This window comes from Candidatus Methanodesulfokora washburnensis (assembly GCF_003947435.1).
Taxonomy (GTDB): domain Archaea; phylum Korarchaeota; class Korarchaeia; order Korarchaeales; family Korarchaeaceae; genus Methanodesulfokora; species Methanodesulfokora washburnensis.
Genome location: NZ_RCOS01000001.1, coordinates 1 through 17,821, shown reverse-complemented (window position 1 = coordinate 17,821; position 17,821 = coordinate 1). Strand labels below are relative to the sequence as shown.

Sequence of the window (17,821 nt, the reverse complement as noted above, 5' to 3'; positions counted from 1 at the left end):
ATTATCTTAATGAAACTTTATTAACACATAAAATCTTAAGTTCCTATGTTCGAGAAGGAAGAAGGGATTGATAGTATCGTTGGACTTGGCCTCAAGTCGAACTATCAGTGGAAGGGAGAGGATCTTGTGGAAGCTTTGAGGAAGATATATTCTGATCATGGATGCAAGCATGTTGAAGGCGCTGTATAAGCGGAGATAATGGGAAAAAGGAGCTTCCTAAGGGATCAAAAGGGAATTATCAGTTCATATACTACATTTGTTGTGCATGGGATCAGCTTCTACGAATTTGCGGGTCTGATTAATCTGAGTTTATCAAGGGCTTTGCAGCTCAGAGCTTCTCCAGCTCATCTCCATATACTCTCTCGCTGTCGCCACGAGATCCCTGTCCCTAACCTCAAGCGCATATGGTCCTGTGCCCACGCCGAAGATCATCAGAAGGGAGCTGTTATCAAATATCATCATTGATAGAGGAAGAAGAACACTTATTTCTTTGAAATCAGCATCAGGTACTCTTCTTTTTAGAATCTCCATGTTCTTTCTTGTAGTAAGGATCCTCATCCTTGCTCTAGCAGGGGCTATTGAGCTGAGAAGATCCTCATCCTCATGACTTAAAAGAATCAGCACTTCCTTCTTCGCCTCCTTTATCAGCGATTTTATTGCCCTTAAGGCCTCATTTCTCGAGTAACTGAATGATATCCTTGATGTTGTCGCAATTCTCATCCTCATCTCCTCTATATCCGATGAAACTGTCCTTTCAATCTCCTCAGCCAGCCTTCTTGCTCTCTCAACTATGAGCTCAGCGACCTCCTCAACAGGCCTAGCTCTGTATATGACAGGCCTCCCCCTTATCCTGGAGACCCATCCATCTCTCTCCAGCTTTGAAAGATTAACATAAACTTTTGAATATGGTATTCCCGTCTCCTCGCATATCTTCCTTGCAGGCATGTCACCTTTTATGAGCAAAGACAGGTATATGACTGCTTCATGTCCTGAAAGTCCAGCTCTTCTCAGGACCTCGAACGATCTCATCTCCCTCAGCATGTAATCACCCTATTCACCTTGTAAGGTAAAAAAGGTATAAATATAGCTTGCTATGCTATTTATTGATGATAGCCATAGAGGCCAAGGGGCTGACCAAGAAATTCGGAAACTTCACTGCAGTCGACAATCTCAACCTAACTGTGGAGGCTGGAGTTGCCTTCGGTCTTTTGGGCCCGAATGGAGCTGGAAAGACCACGACAATAAGGATGATAACAGGCCTGATAAAGCCAACTGCAGGCTATGTAAGGGTTTATGGACACGATGTTATGACTGAAAGGGAGAAAGTGATAAAGAACATAGGCTATATGCCCCAGAAATTTGGCCTCTATGAGGATCTCACAGTTGAGGAGAATTTGATGCTTTTTGGAAGGTTATATGGGCTCAATAAAGGCGAAGTTCAGCAGAGATCGAATGAGCTCATGGAATTTCTGGATCTCAAAATATTCAGGAGCAGGCTTGCAGGAAAGCTGAGCGGAGGGACAAAGCAGAGGCTCTCCCTTGCTGTTGCTTTAATACATGACCCCCTTCTCCTGATACTGGATGAACCGACAGCCGGGGTTGATCCCCCGATAAGGAGGCAGTTCTGGGAGATATTCAGGGATCTGAACAGGAGGGGAAAGACGATATTGATCACAACTCACTACATGGATGAGGCTGAGAACTGCGACAAACTTGCTTTGATGAGCGCAGGAAGGATAATTGCAGAGGGTTCTCCCTCTGATGTGAAGAGAAGGGCATTTGGAGGGGATATAGTTGAGATAGTCCTCTCAAGGCCTGCGAATCTGGATATACAGGGTGTTAAAATCATAGATGCAGATGGAGGGAGGATGAAGCTTTTAGTGGACGATTACTCAACCAGAGTATCCCAGATAATAGCTAAGTTGGGCCCAGATTTGAGGGACATAAGGCCAGTTCATGTTAGCTTGGAGGAGGCATTCATAAAGCTCATGGGGGGATCTTAATGAGGTTCACAGCCGTTGTGGAGAAGGAGCTGAGACAGCTTGTGAGGGATCCGAAGACTGTGGTGATGGTCCTCCTCATGCCTGTAATTTTAACAATATTATTTGGATATGGGTACGGTGGGAAAACATCGTTTCCGATAGCAATAGTGAACATGGATCAGAAATCGGGAGGCTATGCTTTATCCGATCAGCTCAGGAACATGTTTGATATAAGGGCATATGCTAGGACGAGGGAGGAGGCTATAGAACTTGTGAGAGAGGGTAAGATATATGCAGCTGTTGTGATACCTAAGGGCTTCACCGATGACATGATGGCCGGAAGAACTGCATCTCTGGAGATAATATACGATGCCAGCGAGCCCGTTGTTGCTCAAAGCATAATGCAGATGGTCGGTGTGATAGTGCTTCAGTTCGAGCTCTGGGCATCCGAGAAATTCGGGACTTTCTCAATAAGCCCCCTTTTTTACTCAGTATATGGACCGAGCACTCGGAGGGTGGAGAACTTCATGCCCATCCTGATGGGAACCCTTCTCCAGCTCGTCCCTACGAGCTTGATCTCTGTCTCCGTTTGCAGGGAGAGGGAGAGAGGAACATTTGAGCAGTTTGCCATGACCCCTGCATCAAGGTTCGACATAATTCTGGGGAAGCTGGCAGCTTACTTCATAGCAACGATATCCGATGTTTTTCTCACTATATCAATAGCAATGCTCCTCTTCGGAGTTCAGTTCAGGGGAGGAATGCTTGATATAATGCTTCTTTCAAGCTTTTTCCTCATATGCTCATTGAGCATGGGGCTTCTTATATCGGTTCTCTCTAGGAACCAGCTTCAGGCATATCAGGCAAGCATATTCGCATTCATACCATCCATGCTCTTCTCTGGCATGTTCACGCCTGTGAACCTGCTCTCAGATGTGGCCAAGGCAGTGGGTTATTCCCTGCCCTTATACTACTATCTGGATGCATTCAAGGCAATAGCCTTCAAGGGAATGAGCCTCCAGCTTCTCACCTATGATCTAGAGGTTATCCTTATTTTCACAGTTGTTTTCTCAGTTCTCTCGATAAACTTGCTGAGGATGAGGGTGGAATAATGAGAAAGCTATTTTTCCTTCTGGTTTTCCTCCTCATAATTCCTGTTGCTCAAATTGAATCCCAGCAGATACCAGTTCAGATACAGCTGCCTAGGATAAATCCAAACCAGACAGACAGACCTGTGATAAGCCTTGAGCTTCTGGATAAGAGAATTGAGGTGGAGAAGGAGAGGAACATAACAATTGTTGTGAAGAACATAGGAAACAAAACGGCAAAGGAGGTCATAGTTGACCTCTATCCAAGCATTTTCCTCTCGCTCTCAGAGACCAGATTTGTGCTTAGAAATATAACTCCAAACTCATCAAAAAGCTTTGTCACAAAGGCGAAGATATCGAAATATGCATCCACACCTGTTGAGATATGGGCTAGGCTGACCTACTGGGATGGTGAAGGGAATGTATACACGGATTATGTCCAGCTCTCAATAGAGCCTGCTATCCCGGGACTTCCTGACATAAGGATAATCCCCTCAGGATCCTCCCTATCGCCCGATAGAGTTCAGAAGGTGAGCTTCCGCGTGATGAACTTGGGAGGCAGAGCCCATAACATAACAATATACCTTCAGATCCCCGGAAACATGGGTGCGATAATAGGTCAGGGGATGCTCAAGATAGATGAGCTGGAAAGAGGGGAGAGCAGGGAGCTGTCTGTGGATGTCTTCGTCTCTCCGAATGCATATGGAGCATTTGTCATGAATGCTGCCATATCTTGGCAGGATTACAGAAACTTCACCTTCTATGGAGCTCAGAGCTTCGGCTACAAAGTCATGGGGGAACCGGTAATAGGAGTTATAACATACAGCACTTATCCGGATAAAGTCCTCCCTGGAGACAAAAGAGTGAGGCTTGTCCTTGTCATAACAAATGTGGGCAACTACATAGCAAGAGATCTGTGGGTCAATCTATCCCTTCCCAATGGGATGAGGCCATCGTTCGGAGGGTCAGATACCTTCAGAATTCCAGCTCTTCTTCCAAACTCTCAAGTTCAGGCATCATACCAGCTCGATGTGGATGATGAAGTGAAGCCGGGAAACTACAGGATAGATGTGGTGACAAGCGGGGCTGGGAACACGAGCATATATCTAACGGTATTTGGAAAGGCTGATCCATGCGTGCTGAATGTTAGCTCAATCCCGAGGGCAAGTCCCGGAAGCAGAGGGGTTAAGCTGAATGTCTTAATAAAGAACAATGGATCTGCTGATGCAGAGGATGCGAGATTGGAGGTCATATCTCCATATCTGACAGGGACTACAAGCGTTGCTGTGGGAAACATCCCCCAGAACGGGAGCAAAAGCGTTATTATGGAAGTTGATGTGTCGGAATATGCACCCTCCGGCTATATCCCGCTTGAGTTCCACATAACATGGTCCCAGGACTCTAGGACAATAAGCAAGGTTGTGACAGCTCAGCTGAGCTTGGAGGAGAGAAGGAGCAACAGCTACCTCTACTCAATACCCATTGTACTGCTGGTTATTTCATTAATCGTTATTCTAAGGAAAAGAATTAGACCTTGAACGTATTTACCTTAAGAATCTTAACCCCCTTTGCTGCAGCTATATCCCTCTGAACCCCTTCTATCGTGGATCTATCCCCCTTCACAACGGAGATTTCTAGGCAGTTCCTCTCATCTATGTGGATGTGCATTGTCGATATTATCTTCCCTGTATGCCTGTGCTCTGCCTCTATCAGCCTGTTTGCCGTATCAGCTACTTCATGGTCGTAGACGAATGATATAACAGCGTAAAATTCCCCTTCATAGCTCTCCCACTGATCCTCAGCTGTAAGAACCCTTATTGCCTCCCCTATAGCTTGAGATCTGCTCTTATACCCCTTTCTTTTTGCCAAAATATCTATAGCTTCCATAAGATCCTCAGGAAGGGATATACCAGCTCTAACAACCCCTCGACGTGGCATACAAAATTATTCCCAGATCTTACTCTTTAACTTTTCGCTGGTATGAAACTGATCCTCAGAACACCAGCTATGTTTATCTCACTTCCATATTTGAGCTCGACCTCCTCCCCTGGAAGCAGGTCATATCCGTCAACTGAAACTCCATGGGTGCTGTGAAGATCCCTCAGCAAGAACTTATCATCCCTCTTCCTTATCTCAAAGTGCCTTATTGATATCTTGGACAGGCTTTTCCTCGGAAGATATTCGATGAAGTCATTCCTCCCGAAGACCCTTGTCTCCTCAGAGACATCTATTCTGAACCTTCTTGCCTCCAATGTATAAAGTACTGGTTTCTGAGGTATTTTCACAGCTTTTTCCTGTTCCTTCACTTCATGCTCCTTCACTTCATAAACCTCTTCCATCAATTCATGTCTCTCAGCAGTTCCAAGCGTGAGAAGCGAGATGAAGCCCATCAACATGGAGATGTACACATGGGACGATGCGAGAAAACTTGCCCCGGACAGAAACTCCTTTGAGGGCCATGCCATGTAATAGCTTGACGCTAGGAGGGATAGGGAACCAAGCCATACACCCCAGCTTCTCCCCGTCATGTGTCCTATGTACCCTATCAGGGAGAAAAGGCCTAAAATCAGGACTATCGAGGAATCAGGGCCTGTGTTCAGGTATCCTATCAAGCCTGCAGATCCCAATGCTAATGTGAGAAATGATATAAATGTAGCAATTAATACTAACACCTCATTTATGCTCATCTCAGACCCTCCCTTACTGAGAAATATCTTTATTAAAATTTGAGCAGGATCCTCCCGAAGTTCTCCCTCCTCCTCATCATCTCATGTGCCCTCTGAAACTCCTCAACTGGGAGGACTGAGTGTATCACAGGTTTTATCTTCCCCTCTGATGTGAGCTTAAGGGCTTTCTCAAGATCGGCTCTTGTAGCACCTATGCTTCCGAATATTCTCACTTCCCTGAGTATTATGGATCCTAGATTGAGCTCCACAGGCTTCACATTCACATTTCCGACTACAACTATTCTACCTCCCCATCTAACGCTCTTCAGGCTTTGATCAATTGTTGGCTGTCCAACGCCCTCAAGCACAAGATCAACACCCTCTTTTGCTATCTTTCTGACATCAGAGCTGAACTCCTTGGAGCAGACGACATGATCTGCCCCTAGGCTAAAAAGCCTGTCCTTCTTCCACTCCGAGCTAGTTTCCGCTATGACCTCAGCCCCATATGCCTTTGCTATCTGGACTGCATGAACTCCAATTCCGCCAGCCCCTGTGATGAGCACCTTCTCACCTTCCTTGAGTCCAGCGATTTCAAATGCATGTATTATCATTCCAGTGACGCATGCTGCTATGACAGCTCCCTCCATTGGTGTTCCGTTAGGTACTTTCACCAAGCTCCTCTCATCCACCCTAACGTACTCAGCGTAGGATCCATCCACATCCTCCCCATAGGCTATCCTGTTCCTGCATATGTTCTCCTCCCCCTTTCTGCATCGATCACAGGATCCGCAAGGGATATAAGTGAGGGATGCGACAATATCCCCTTTTCTGAACCTCTCGCTTCTGGATTCCCACACCTCTCCAGCTATCTCATGCCCCAGTATCACCGGAACCCTTACCCTTGGAAAGAAGCCCTCAACCGTAAGTATGTCCCTGTAGCAAACTCCAGTAATGCACTGCTTTATCACCACTTCCCCGGGCTTTGGCTCGGGAAGCTCAGCATCCTTGAGAGATGCCCTTCCTATTTCCTCAAGAACAACAGCTTTCATGCTTCCACCAGACCTGCATCCTTCAGGATCCTGAGAATTTCCCTCTCAACTTCCTCTGGCTCCTGTGATAAAGGTTTTCTGACATATGGCTTTACAGGGTAGCCAAGGAACTTCATCGCAGTCTTTATCGACGTGGGGAAGTAGGATGCCACATCATAAAGCTTTACAAGCTTGCATATCCTTCTGTGTACCTCCACTGCTTTGTTCAAGTCTCCCTTTCTGAAGCTCCTGTAGAGGGATACATGCAGCTCAGGCGCTATGTTGGCACAGGCAACTATGCCGCCATCCCCTCCAATTGCCAGTGTGTTGAAGAGATGGTCATCCAACCCAGTTAGGATGGAGAAATCCCTTCTCACAGATTTTACCTCCATTAAATTTCTCATGTAAGAGATGCTGTCATATGTGACCTTTATACCAGCTATATTGCTGTGCTCCTCCGCTAGCTTCATGACAGCGCTTACGGAGATCATGTTTCCCGTGAGAGCAGGTATGTTATACAGTATTATCGGAAGATCTACTTTATCAGCTATTGTGGAGAAATGCAATATTAGATGCTCCTCCCTCAACTTGAAGAAGAAGGGAGGTGTGACGACAACTCCATTTGCCCCAATCTCCTTCATCCTTCTTCCAAGTCTTATCGATGTATCTGTTGAGTTTGAGCTTATTCCCGGCAGTATCATGGCCCTTTTAGAGGAATCTATCACCTTCTCTGCCAGAGATACTCCCTCCTCCTCGCTCAGATGGACAAACTCCCCTGTTGTCGAGTATGGGAATATCCCATCCACTTCTCCCCTTTCAAGCCTCTCCACAAGCCACTCAGTTGCCTCAAAATCGATGGAAAGATCCTCCTTAAACGGAGTTATCATGGGAACTATAATTCCCTGCATAAGGAAAGGAGTGAAAATAAGGATAAAAATATTTCACTTAATGAGGAAGTCTGCTTGAAGGTTAGGTTTTTATTTGGAGCTTAGCAAATAATCTGATGCCAAGGACAGCAGTGATATTGGCAGCTGGAATGGCTTCTAGGCTTGAGCCTTACTCTTCTGATTCTCCTAAATGTCTTTTCGAGCTCGATCCGGGAGTTACCATATTAAGCTTCATAATAAGCCAGCTCAGGGAGGTAGGTGTTGAGAGGATAATAGTTGTGACAAGGCCTGAGTTCGCAAGCATAATTGAGAGTTATGGAGTGGAGGTTAGGGTGAACAGCGAGAGAGGATCGGGAAACCTCTATTCCTTTCTTGTAGGGGCAGAAGGAATAGAGGAGGACTTCATACTCCTCATGTCGGACCATATATTCGAGCTTGAAGTTTTGAGAAGATTGATAAAGGGCAGAAGTGAGAGGAGCTTCACCCTCTGCTTGGACAGAAATCCTGGATGGGAAAAGGTGAGGGAGGGCCTAAAAGTAGTTGTTGAGGATGGAAAGATTGTGGATGCCGGAAAGGAATCATCTCCACGTTGTGGGATCGACACTGGACTGTTCTACTGCTCAAGAGGATCGGTGAAAATGGCCAGAGAGGTGATAAATGAGAGGGGAGTTCAGGCCTCTATATCAGATGTGCTAAAGCTTGCAATAGAAAGAGGAGATGTGAGCTATGTGGATGTCACAGGCCTCCTCTGGGCAGATATAGATACTCCGGAGGACTTGGAGGAAGCCAGGGCTCTCTATCCAAAGATCCTTAGAAAAAGCCTGAGGAAACCAGAGGATGGTCCTGTCTCAGTTTTGATAAACAGGCCTATATCCACGAGGATATCCACTTTTATCTACAGAAGAGGTTTTTATATAAGCCCCAATGCGGTGTCATTTATCTCATTCCTTACGTGCATTCTGGGCTCCTTTCTTTTCCTCCTCGGTTTTAACCTGCTATCAGGCCTTGTTATACAGCTCTCATCAATACTTGATGGCATCGATGGGGAATTGGCGAGGCTCTTTGGGACAAAAACCAAGTTTGGAGCTCTTCTGGACTCCATACTTGATAGATATGCAGATCTAGCTGTAGTCATCTCAGCAGCTTTAGCTCTCAAAATGGACTCATTTACACTTCTTATAGCCCTCATCTCAGCAGCAAATGTCTTCACAGTGAGTTATGTCTCCAAGCTATCCGGGACAGAGATCAGAAAGTACAGCTTTTCCACAAGGGATGTGAGGCTCCTTGTGGCCGCAGTTGCCATGGCTGCTGGAGTTCCCTGGGCATTTCTTTACTACATGGCCCTCTTTCCAACTGGTTTTGCAGCAGCTGTCCTGTTGATTTCCAAGAGAGAAACTTTAGCACCTGCCAAAAGAGAGAGGAGAAAGCCTTTACCGGAAGTCGAGGTGAAAAAGCCATCTGAGGCAGCGAAAAACATCACTACAATTCTTCTCAGCTCCTTCAAGCTTATCATATTAATTCTGGCAGTAAGAGGAATTTCATGGCTTATGAGAGGCATGGCCATCATGGAGCTGGATGGATACACACTAAAGGTTCCAGATGTCCTGAGCTTAGTAGAAATAATAGTAATAGTATATTTTGGATATAGAATACTTATGGCATCAAAGTTCTTCGTAGATAGGGCATCTGAGAGGCTTGTTGAGAAGCTTGGAGCTACACATACAGCTGTCAGGAGAATTCTCTTGGATCTGATGTACACTTTCTTCCTTGCAGTCATGCTTATCGAGATTCCACGCGGAATATCCCATGTTCCAATAATAGGAGGAGCTCTTGAAAAGGCTTTTGCCTTCGCCATTCTGATGATGATGGCCCTCATCCTGTACGACCTGATGAAAACCCTCTACAGGAGCTTAAAGGGGATTATAGAGGGGTTTGCTGAGAAAGTGTAGATTCTTTTATATTTTTAGCTTTATTGCTTTTATGTAAATAAAAGTTAAAAATAGTCCTCATCAGTACTCATGATGATAGAAGTTCTGGGTAGGCTGAGGAAGAGGCTAAAACGCTACATCTCGATATCCGGAGCAGATGAGATAATACGCAGATATGCTGTCATAAACTCCTTCGATGGTCTTATTGCAGCGTTTGGCATAGTGAATGGTTTAAGCCTCTCTGGAAACCTTAGATCGGAGCTTGCAGTCATCTCCTGCATGAGCTCAGGAATATCAATGGCACTATCAGGATTTCTAGGGGTCTATATGTCAGAAAAAGCCGAGAGGGAGGCTGATATAAAAGAGTTGGAGAGACATCTTGTCTCAAGTCTTAGGGGGACGGAAATAGACAGGGCTATGAGGGTATCTGTCCTCCTTGCAGCCCTCATAGACTCATTATCCCCTCTTCTATCCGCTTTTACAGTGACAATTCCCTTTATTTTATCTATGTATGGAGTTCTCACAGTGGAACAGGCGTACTATGGATTTATGGTCTCTTCCGTTGCACTTCTTGCATCCCTTGGCTACGCGATGGGAAGAAGATCTGGAAGAGGCCTGAGATACTCTGCCCTAATGGTCCTCATCGGAATTATAGTGGCTGTGCTGAAAATCTTCGTTGGCTGATTAATTGAAGGCTTGCAATTTTTCGATTTTCCTAACAGGAGCTTCAGAATGTTCTTCTCAGCGGTGTGCTATCAAAATCTCTGTCATTCGATATGATCTCCTCAGCTCCCTTCCTAAGGGCAACTGCTAGGTGCAGTGCATCTTCATAATCCAATCCATGTTCCTTCATCAATTCCGCTGCTTTTTCTATATAATCTAGGCTAAGAGGAACTATTTCCAGCCCAGCGAGGTTCTTTATTCCGCTTATAATTCCATTGATGAGATCCAGATCTCTCAAGCTTCTCCCAGTTAACCCGGCGATGATCACCAATACTTCATAAATCGTCAAGCTTGATGTCATATATCTGCCTCTAGCAGAGTTCTCTATCCTCTTTATCCATTCATGGGCTTTCTTCCCGAATTCAGGGTGATTTCCAAGCCAGTAGACAAAGACATTGACGTCTACATATCTTTTTTGGCCCACCACTCCTTCATCACCCTGATTAAAAACTCATCTAGGTCATCAGGCCATCTTTCCACCTTGAAGGCCCCGAAGTATTTGTCGGCAACAGACTCAACTGGCTCTATTATTATCCCTCTTTCCTCTGCTCTAAGCTTCACAAGACCCCCTTCTTCTATCCCAGCTTTCTCTCTCAGCTTCTTTGGTATGAGCAGTCTCCCCTTTTTATCAATTCGTACCACTTCTGTTGTCATCCCACTTTTATATCAATGCCTACTATTTAAAATTTCCCACTCAATGCATGTGCGGGAACTAGAGCCGATCTTCCTATTTTAAGCATTCCCTAGCTCTATAGATCCTCCCAGCCACTCAGGTCCCTTCACTAAAACATCATCATGCCCTATTTTGACCACAACAGCATTTCTCACATTAGCTGATCTAATAGCGAGGGATACACCTTCTATTGTCTCAAAAATCCCAAGAAGCTTTCCCTTTGCTATCACTGCATACTTTCCCCTGTTTTTCCTGAGCTCCTCCTCCATCGATTCATAAACTAGGTTGTTTAAGTCCTGCTCGCTAACAATAACCTTATCCTTGAACTCCCCCACAACTCTCTTATCTATACTTTATCACCAAAGTCAATTTGTTCACCTAGATTAATAAAAATTCCTCTTTCAGATTTAGCTGGGATGAAGGTTCCCTGCAGGCAGTAAGATAGCAAAAATAATTATAGGAGTGTGGGTATCCGGGGGAGCATGAGGTTCGAAGGAAAAGTAGCCCTAGTTACTGGAGCCTCTAGGGGAATAGGCAAAGCTATAGCTCTAGCTTTAGCTAAAGAAGGAGCAGATATAATCGTAAATTACTCTAGAGATGATGATAAGGCCAGAGAGGTGGTTGATCTTGCAATACCCTTTGGAATTAAGGCAATAATGGTGAAGGCAGATGTCTCAAATCCATCGCAGGTTGAGGAGATGGAGAGAATAGTTAGGAAGGAGTTCGGCAGGATTGATGTGATAATCAATTCTGCTGGAATCACATTCAGGCATCCCTTGGAGGAGGTCCCCTATGAGGAGTGGAGGAGAATCATAGAGGTGAACTTAAACGGTGCCTTTTATGTGATGAGAGCTTTCTTCAAGCTAATGGTTGATTCGGGCGGAGGAAGCATAGTGAACATAGCTTCTGTAGCTGGCCATATACCGATGGTTGGCTCGGGAGCATACAGCCCATCCAAGGCAGGTTTAATAATGCTGACAAAGCTAGCTGCCCTTGAATGGGCGAAATATGGGATAAGAGTTAACGCAGTATGTCCTGGATCCGTTGAAACAGACATGTTAAGAGAGGAGTTCACCGAGGAGCAAATCAAGATAAAGAAGAAGCTGATTCCCCTAGGCAGGCTGGGGAGGACTGAGGACATTGCGAAGCTTGTGCTTTTCTTGGCATCCGAGGAATCCAGTTACATAACGGGCGAGTCCTTCATAATAGATGGAGGCATGACCATAAGCTATTATCTCGTGGAGTCCCGCTTGATGAGGGAGCATGGGATCTAGAGGTTGGTGGTCTGAGCTGGTATATTAGAAAGATAAAAACTAATAAATATATTCAAGTTAAATAACAATTTGTTATAAGCTTCCTTGAAATAAATTAGATTTTTCCACCGGAAAAATTCAATTCTGATCTACAATATTGTGTATTATATGATAATTCACTTTAACAGAGCAAAGAATTATATCTATTGCCTCTGGGAGCCTCAGGATGTCCAGAAAAGTATTGTTCTGCGTTGGGATTCTCCTCATAATATCTCCGATCCTTCATGTGGAAGGGGAGCTAACGTATAAGGTGAAATTGATAGATGGAAGCACCGTCTATGTGTCGAATGAAACTGGTTTTCTTCAGGTAACAGGGATAAGCCCAGCTGAGAGGCACATCATATGGAGGGATAGCAAAGGGCTCTATGTTGTTCCAAAGGGAATAAACCTCAGCAGATTTGACATCCAGCTCTTCAATGTGGAATACCTTCTGAAGGAAGGTTATTACAACATGCCCTTCATTCCAGTGATAGTTGTGTTCAGCTCATTGAATCAATCAGCTCTGGAAAGTTCCCTTGAGGGCGAGAATCTGGGGAAAATAACTGCGAAATACACAATAATACCTGCTGTGGCAGCTGTGATATACACAAACTCAACTGAAAGGGCGTTTCAAAAGCTATCAAATGTAAATGGGAGGATCTGGCTTGACAGGAAGGTTCATGCTTATCTGAACGTTAGCGTCCCGCTTATAGGAGCTCCATCTATCTGGAACCTTGGATATAATGGATCCGGGATAAAAATAGCCATTCTGGACACAGGAATAGATACAAGCCATCCTGATTTTCACTTCCCGAATGGAACGAGCAAGGTGAAGGTCAATGTTAACTTCGGCAGCGATGGAACAACAGATGACCTAAATGGGCATGGAACTCATGTGGCAAGCATAGCAGCTGGGACAGGAGCAGCTTCAAACGGGAAGTTCACAGGAGTTGCCCCGGGAGCAATACTATGGAATGTGAAAGTTCTTAATAAAGCGGGAGAGGGACTTACATCCTGGGTTATATCTGGAATACAGTATGCAGCTCTAGGCCCGGACAACAGAAGTAAAACAGGGGACGAGGCGGATATCCTCAGCCTCAGCCTTGGATCATTTGACAACACAGATGGAGACGATCCCCTCTCCTTGGCTGTTGATAATGCTGTTATGGCAGGAGCTGTTGTTGTAGTGTCAGCTGGGAATGAGGGAACTGGATATCACACAGTTGGTACTCCGGGATGCTCAAAAATGGCTATAACAGTTGGTGCCTCAGACAAATCTGACATTTTGGCTGGATTCAGCAGCTGGGGTCCTTCTGCAGATCTGAGGATAAAGCCCGATGTCCTTGCCCCTGGGGTATCGATAATAGCAGCTAGGGCATCGAAGGGAAGCATTCAGCCAATTCCGGAGAACAGCTATTATGCACAGCTCAGCGGAACCAGCATGGCAGCTCCTCATGTGTCAGGCGTTGTAGCCCTGATTAAGCAAGCACATCCAAACTGGGATCCCCTTACGATAAAGAATGCTCTGATAAGCACCGGCAGAGATCTTAAGTACAATGTTTACCAGCAGGGAGGGGGAAGAGTAAATGCGGCTGCATCCGTTCTTACAAAGCTAATTCCTGTCAATGCATCCATAAGCTTGGGCCTTATAAATGGGACAAGAAAGTTCAACCTGACCTTCCTCAACACGGGAGATAAGGACATAAGCATAAGCTTAAGGCCCTCCCTTTTTGACATACTGGGAAGGAACTTCACGAACTCTGTCAGCTTAAATTCCACCATATTAAGGGTGCCTGCTGGCAAAAACAGTTCTATATCAGTTTTTATAGATCCCACCGGGCTTCCCGAAAGCTACTACAGCGGAGTTATATGGACAAACTACAGCATTAAGGGCTCCTATTTGCACGCTATATTCAGCTTCTCCCTTGTTCATGAACCTGTTGTGCTTTTCACCGGAAGCTATGTTGAGAACGGAGTGATAAAGTTGAATCTTACAGCCATAGGCCCGGATATATTAAATAGAACAGAGTATGCGGTTGATGACACTTCTTCAGTCAAGGAGGATATGCTCTACCTTGGCCTGAAGGCTGAGGATGTTCAGCTGAGCTTGGATGGCAAGAAATACAGTGACGGAATTCACACGGTATATGTAAGAGCTGTGGACAAAAATGGGAAAGCAGGGCCATGGACAAAGGTGTACTTCAGCACTAGAACCCTCTACGCAAGGTATAACCTCATATCCCTGATTTTCAGCAGAAAGAACTACCATGCATCAGATCTGGCAAAAGCCCTTCCCCTGATAACAATGATCTCCAGATGGGATCCAGCAAAACAGGACTACTTCAGTTATATTCCTGGATTCAGCGGGCCGGAGGACGATTTTCTGATAGAGATAGGAAGCGGTTATTTTGTCTATCTTTCCTCATCAGGAAAGCTTGTGGAGGTGATTGAACCTTGAGAATGCCTGTTTTAATTGTTTTAGTTCTTGCATCCTTGTTTGTTATTTCAGCCCTTATCACGAAAGCTGGAGTTCCAGTTGCAGTTTATGGGTACATATACATGCCGGATGGTAGCCCAGCAGCAGGGGCATCCGTCAGGGTATCGGGCGGAGGGGACTCAAAGTCAACTACAGCAGGGGGGAGCGGGGGATATTCAGTTACTTTGAACGCAGATAAGGTGCCAACATCCGTCAGCGTATCAGCAAGCAAGGGAGATTGCTCTGCATCTGCATCGAGATCCAATGTAGAGGGTGCTGTTAGGATAGATCTTACACTAAGATGCCCAACACCACCTCCAACACCAACTCCATCTCCGGGCTCTCAGCCAAGCTCATCTACCTCAAGGCCATTGAGCAGTGAGGGAGAAAAGGGAAATGCATCCTCACAGCTGAAGGCAGAATCTGCTGATCTGGTAACGTTCCTGAGGATCTCAATCAGGGAGGAAATATACCATGTGAACGACACGATAACAGTTAATGGATCCATAACTCCTCCCTTTAAGACAAAAGTGGAGCTTGTTTTCGTGAAGCCCAGCGGAAAGGAGTTCTCCGTGTTCGTTGAGACTGATGAGAAAGGAGCATTCTCCTACAAGTTTAAGACAAATGAAACAGGAAGATGGAAAGTCTACGCCAGGTTTCCCGGGATTAAGGGATATCTTCCCTCTGTTACTGACATGATGAGCTTTCTTGTGAAGGATTTTGCTTTGATAAACTATAATTGTTCCCTGCAGGGAAGAAAATTAGTAGTGAACGGGAATGTACTGCCTGCTGATCCAAGCCTGAGGGTTCAGCTTCTCATAAGCTTGGACAACGAGAGCTGGGCAGTTCTCAGGGAGGCTTCAGCTGGAAATGGATCCTTCAGCTTCAGCTTCACAACAGGCATATGTGGCACGTTCAAGTTGAAGGTTGCATCAACGGAGACCGGAAATCTGGATAGATCCGAGGGAAGGGAGATTCAAGTGGTAATCCCATGTCCAAAGACAGAGATAATGAGGAACATTACAGCTCCCAAGGAGAACATCACGGCAAGCAACACCACCAATCTGCCAAGCAGAGGTGCCTTGGATCTTCCGGTAACTGCAATCTCATCGTTTATTGTAGGCTTTATAATAGCAGCCTTGGTGATGAGAAGAAGGTATGCATAAACATACTGGAAACTAATAAAAGAAAGCTATAATCTTTTTTAGAAAATAAGCTGAAACGTGGTCTTTCTCCTTTATTGCTTGTTTACTGCGCTCAGGAAAAAGGCATTAGGAATTTTTCGGTCTTATGCATAAAGAGTAAAGTTTATAAAAAATATGGGTCCGAGTTTGCCCGGCCTTTAATGGCCAGGAGGAGATATCATGAGAAGAATGAGAAGAGGTTGTATTGCACTGGCATCAATTCTCATAGTGATATCTCCGGTGATAGCAGCAGCAGAGCCTATATCACTGTTTCCAAGCCCGTTCGTTAAGGCAGGAACTATATTCACTGAGAACGGAACTTCTACAATGGCGATAATAATAGGGGATAGAGCTGCATCTGTTGATATGATAGGGGCTGCAATGCTTGCACTGAAGATAAGCTCGCATCTTTACTACAAGAATGCACCTTATGTGAGCATAGAGGATGCCGAAAAGCATGGAATAGCGCTTTATTACGGGGGATTCAGTGCAAATGAGTACAATATTTCCAAGACCACATTGAGCCTGGTGGGTTCATCCGTGGGACCCAACCTACCCCCACCAGATCACTATCTCTACTGGAATGCGACTAGCAAGACGATAGGGACTGAGACAGTGCCCGGAGCTATATTCAACCTGGGAGGAACGGAGTGTGGCATGGATAATGACTTTGTTTTAGCTCCTCTTGACAATATGGGCCTTTATCCTGCATCCTTCCCGTATCTCCTAGGCATAAATGCAAGCATAGATGACGCAAAAGGTGTTGTTTATGATAACACTACCGGAAGATTCTACATGAACACGGGCTTGATAGAGCTCTCCGAGGGAAAGGAGATAAACATACCCTGGCTCGGCTTCAAGCTGATAATCAAGAAGGTTGATGCGGCAAAAGGATATGCAGCAGCCCTGCTTGTTGCCCCCGATGGGACAACAATTGCTTACTTGAACATAACAAATGTTGGAGTTGTAACTCCTCAGGATTTCGTTTTCAATCCAGATGATCCAGCTAACTGGGGAGATCCAAGAGTTGTTGCCACAGGGGATTACCACATAAAGGACAAGGGGCACAAGGGAGTTCCTGAGTTCAGAATAGACATGACTTCTCACCCTGAGGGCAACTGGATACTCCTGCCAGATTTCAAGGTGATACTGGCCAACTTCACTTCGGCGGATCTTCCTCAGTATGCCCTATCAGAGAGCATATACGGAAAATATGGAGACCCATGGTATCTCAGTATCTGGCATACAGGAATAACTCCCGGCTGGTTCCACGATGTAACATACCCTGTAAAGGGATATGCCCTGACAAACAACTGGACAGTATCCTTAGGTGCTCCATATAATATAACATACTACTGGTCGCCAGCAGTATTTCCGTGGTTTAACGGAAATGTAAAGGCATATGTGTGGGACTTCTGGCAGACTGGGACATCATTCTATGTGTTCAATAGCAATGATACGTGGTACTTCAACATAACAAAACACATAGGCTGCTATGACTTTGTCTTCACATCAATAGGGAACTACACAAAGCCAGGACAGGTCACATGCCCGCTTACACAGTCATGGGCAAATGTAACAGTAAACTGCACGTTCATATGCGGAGACTGGGCTGGAGTTTACAAGATAAAGACAACAGAGGAGACTGTTGAGAAGCTGAAATGTGAATTCATGAAAGGTGAGAACTTCGCCACAATGCAGGCAAAGGCAACAGTATATCCAAGAGGAGCTACAGGAGTGTTTGCAGGCATATTCGACAGGTTTGAGAACGTGACAGGGTTCAAGGGGACAACTCAGATAAAGATAGAGACATCAGGAAATGTCACATATGCAAAGGATATAACACAGCCTGCGGATGTTGACCAGATATTTGCAGGAGAGGCAGTGTTCAGCTTTG

Annotated in this window: 18 protein-coding genes; 10 read left to right on the top strand and 8 right to left on the bottom strand. The window is 45.3% G+C overall.

Annotated elements, in window-relative coordinates; genetic code table 11:
- The first annotated feature begins 45 nt into the window (after positions 1 to 45).
- Positions 46 to 189: a hypothetical protein gene (locus D6D85_RS16645; RefSeq protein WP_202617252.1), complete on the top strand. Its 144-nt coding sequence runs from the start codon at positions 46 to 48 to the stop codon at positions 187 to 189.
- A 123-nt stretch (positions 190 to 312) separates the two neighbouring features.
- Here D6D85_RS16645 and D6D85_RS00085 read toward each other — a convergent pair whose 3' ends face one another.
- Positions 313 to 1,041, bottom strand: a complete 729-nt coding sequence (locus tag D6D85_RS00085; RefSeq protein WP_125670002.1) for a TrmB family transcriptional regulator — start codon at positions 1,039 to 1,041, stop codon at positions 313 to 315.
- Positions 1,042 to 1,106: 65 nt separating this feature from the next.
- Here D6D85_RS00085 and D6D85_RS00080 point away from each other — a divergent pair, with 65 nt between their 5' ends.
- The 3 genes from D6D85_RS00080 to D6D85_RS00070 are packed head-to-tail and all read left to right on the top strand — an operon-like array spanning position 1,107 to position 4,605.
- Positions 1,107 to 2,003, top strand: a complete 897-nt coding sequence (locus D6D85_RS00080) for an ABC transporter ATP-binding protein (RefSeq protein WP_125670001.1) — start codon at positions 1,107 to 1,109, stop codon at positions 2,001 to 2,003.
- On the top strand, positions 2,003 to 3,091 hold the full coding sequence (locus tag D6D85_RS00075) for an ABC transporter permease (protein WP_125670000.1): 1,089 nt from the start codon (positions 2,003 to 2,005) through the stop codon (positions 3,089 to 3,091). Before D6D85_RS00080 ends, D6D85_RS00075 begins: the two co-directional genes overlap by 1 nt.
- Positions 3,091 to 4,605 (top strand): COG1361 S-layer family protein, encoded by a 1,515-nt coding sequence (locus D6D85_RS00070; protein WP_125669999.1) that lies wholly within the window; start codon positions 3,091 to 3,093, stop codon positions 4,603 to 4,605. The genes D6D85_RS00075 and D6D85_RS00070 overlap by 1 nt, the downstream gene beginning before the upstream one ends.
- On the opposite strand, the gene nikR is transcribed toward D6D85_RS00070, so the two are convergent.
- From nikR to D6D85_RS00050, 4 genes are read right to left on the bottom strand one after another with little or no spacing between them, the layout of a single operon-like run.
- Entirely contained in the window at positions 4,595 to 5,005 is a 411-nt protein-coding gene (nikR, locus tag D6D85_RS00065; protein ID WP_125669998.1) for a nickel-responsive transcriptional regulator NikR, read from the bottom strand. The two genes, D6D85_RS00070 and nikR, sit on opposite strands and share 11 nt — an antisense overlap.
- Before the next feature lie 26 nt (positions 5,006 to 5,031).
- On the bottom strand, positions 5,032 to 5,754 hold the full coding sequence (locus tag D6D85_RS00060; RefSeq protein WP_125669997.1) for an FHA domain-containing protein: 723 nt from the start codon (positions 5,752 to 5,754) through the stop codon (positions 5,032 to 5,034).
- A 32-nt stretch (positions 5,755 to 5,786) separates the two neighbouring features.
- Positions 5,787 to 6,782 carry a zinc-binding dehydrogenase gene (locus D6D85_RS00055; protein WP_125669996.1) on the bottom strand — a complete coding sequence of 332 codons (996 nt, stop codon included), beginning with the start codon at positions 6,780 to 6,782 and terminating at the stop codon, positions 5,787 to 5,789.
- Positions 6,779 to 7,669: a dihydrodipicolinate synthase family protein gene (locus tag D6D85_RS00050; protein WP_125669995.1), complete on the bottom strand. Its 891-nt coding sequence runs from the start codon at positions 7,667 to 7,669 to the stop codon at positions 6,779 to 6,781. The genes D6D85_RS00055 and D6D85_RS00050 overlap by 4 nt, the downstream gene beginning before the upstream one ends.
- Positions 7,670 to 7,764: 95 nt before the next feature.
- On the opposite strand from D6D85_RS00050, the gene D6D85_RS00045 reads away from it, so the two are divergent.
- Both D6D85_RS00045 and D6D85_RS00040 read left to right on the top strand, forming a co-directional pair.
- Entirely contained in the window at positions 7,765 to 9,597 is a 1,833-nt protein-coding gene (locus D6D85_RS00045) for an NTP transferase domain-containing protein (protein WP_125669994.1), read from the top strand.
- Between the two features lie 72 nt (positions 9,598 to 9,669).
- The gene (locus D6D85_RS00040; RefSeq protein ID WP_161969589.1) at positions 9,670 to 10,260 is read left to right on the top strand and encodes a VIT1/CCC1 transporter family protein; all 591 of its coding nucleotides are present in this window, start codon (positions 9,670 to 9,672) and stop codon (positions 10,258 to 10,260) included.
- Between the two features lie 43 nt (positions 10,261 to 10,303).
- Here the strand turns inward: D6D85_RS00040 and D6D85_RS00035 are convergent, their stop codons facing one another.
- From D6D85_RS00035 to D6D85_RS00025, 3 genes are all read right to left on the bottom strand, one after another.
- Entirely contained in the window at positions 10,304 to 10,726 is a 423-nt protein-coding gene (locus D6D85_RS00035) for a type II toxin-antitoxin system VapC family toxin (protein ID WP_237558687.1), read from the bottom strand.
- Positions 10,702 to 10,953 (bottom strand): AbrB/MazE/SpoVT family DNA-binding domain-containing protein, encoded by a 252-nt coding sequence (locus tag D6D85_RS00030; protein WP_125669992.1) that lies wholly within the window; start codon positions 10,951 to 10,953, stop codon positions 10,702 to 10,704. Before D6D85_RS00030 ends, D6D85_RS00035 begins: the two co-directional genes overlap by 25 nt.
- Positions 10,954 to 11,031: 78 nt before the next feature.
- Positions 11,032 to 11,307 (bottom strand): hypothetical protein, encoded by a 276-nt coding sequence (locus D6D85_RS00025; protein WP_125669991.1) that lies wholly within the window; start codon positions 11,305 to 11,307, stop codon positions 11,032 to 11,034.
- Between the two features lie 147 nt (positions 11,308 to 11,454).
- On the opposite strand from D6D85_RS00025, the gene D6D85_RS00020 reads away from it, so the two are divergent.
- From D6D85_RS00020 to D6D85_RS00005, 4 genes are all read left to right on the top strand, one after another.
- Positions 11,455 to 12,246, top strand: coding sequence for an SDR family NAD(P)-dependent oxidoreductase (locus tag D6D85_RS00020; protein WP_125669990.1), 792 nt, complete (start codon positions 11,455 to 11,457; stop codon positions 12,244 to 12,246).
- A 205-nt stretch (positions 12,247 to 12,451) separates the two neighbouring features.
- Entirely contained in the window at positions 12,452 to 14,722 is a 2,271-nt protein-coding gene (locus D6D85_RS00015) for a S8 family peptidase (RefSeq protein WP_125669989.1), read from the top strand.
- Complete coding sequence (locus D6D85_RS00010; RefSeq protein WP_125669988.1) at positions 14,719 to 15,906, top strand: hypothetical protein; 1,188 nt, start codon at positions 14,719 to 14,721, stop codon at positions 15,904 to 15,906. Before D6D85_RS00015 ends, D6D85_RS00010 begins: the two co-directional genes overlap by 4 nt.
- A 198-nt stretch (positions 15,907 to 16,104) precedes the next feature.
- Positions 16,105 to 17,821, top strand: a 1,717-nt coding sequence (locus D6D85_RS00005) for a hypothetical protein (RefSeq protein ID WP_133308271.1), incomplete at its 3' end; no start/stop codon positions are given.

Excerpts from the sequence above, each read along its gene's own strand:
- D6D85_RS00040 (WP_161969589.1), top strand. The coding sequence starts at position 9,670 with ATGATAGAAGTTCTGGGTAGGCTGAGGAAGAGGCTAAAACGCTACATC.
- D6D85_RS00045 (WP_125669994.1), top strand. The coding sequence starts at position 7,765 with ATGCCAAGGACAGCAGTGATATTGGCAGCTGGAATGGCTTCTAGGCTT.
- D6D85_RS00020 (WP_125669990.1), top strand. The coding sequence starts at position 11,455 with ATGAGGTTCGAAGGAAAAGTAGCCCTAGTTACTGGAGCCTCTAGGGGA.
- D6D85_RS16645 (WP_202617252.1), top strand. The coding sequence starts at position 46 with ATGTTCGAGAAGGAAGAAGGGATTGATAGTATCGTTGGACTTGGCCTC.
- D6D85_RS00060 (WP_125669997.1), bottom strand. The coding sequence starts at position 5,754 with ATGAGCATAAATGAGGTGTTAGTATTAATTGCTACATTTATATCATTT.
- nikR (WP_125669998.1), bottom strand. The coding sequence starts at position 5,005 with ATGCCACGTCGAGGGGTTGTTAGAGCTGGTATATCCCTTCCTGAGGAT.
- D6D85_RS00085 (WP_125670002.1), bottom strand. The coding sequence starts at position 1,041 with ATGCTGAGGGAGATGAGATCGTTCGAGGTCCTGAGAAGAGCTGGACTT.
- D6D85_RS00030 (WP_125669992.1), bottom strand. The coding sequence starts at position 10,953 with ATGACAACAGAAGTGGTACGAATTGATAAAAAGGGGAGACTGCTCATA.
- D6D85_RS00055 (WP_125669996.1), bottom strand. The coding sequence starts at position 6,782 with ATGAAAGCTGTTGTTCTTGAGGAAATAGGAAGGGCATCTCTCAAGGAT.
- D6D85_RS00080 (WP_125670001.1), top strand. The coding sequence starts at position 1,107 with ATGATAGCCATAGAGGCCAAGGGGCTGACCAAGAAATTCGGAAACTTC.
- D6D85_RS00075 (WP_125670000.1), top strand. The coding sequence starts at position 2,003 with ATGAGGTTCACAGCCGTTGTGGAGAAGGAGCTGAGACAGCTTGTGAGG.
- D6D85_RS00015 (WP_125669989.1), top strand. The coding sequence starts at position 12,452 with ATGTCCAGAAAAGTATTGTTCTGCGTTGGGATTCTCCTCATAATATCT.
- D6D85_RS00050 (WP_125669995.1), bottom strand. The coding sequence starts at position 7,669 with ATGCAGGGAATTATAGTTCCCATGATAACTCCGTTTAAGGAGGATCTT.
- D6D85_RS00070 (WP_125669999.1), top strand. The coding sequence starts at position 3,091 with ATGAGAAAGCTATTTTTCCTTCTGGTTTTCCTCCTCATAATTCCTGTT.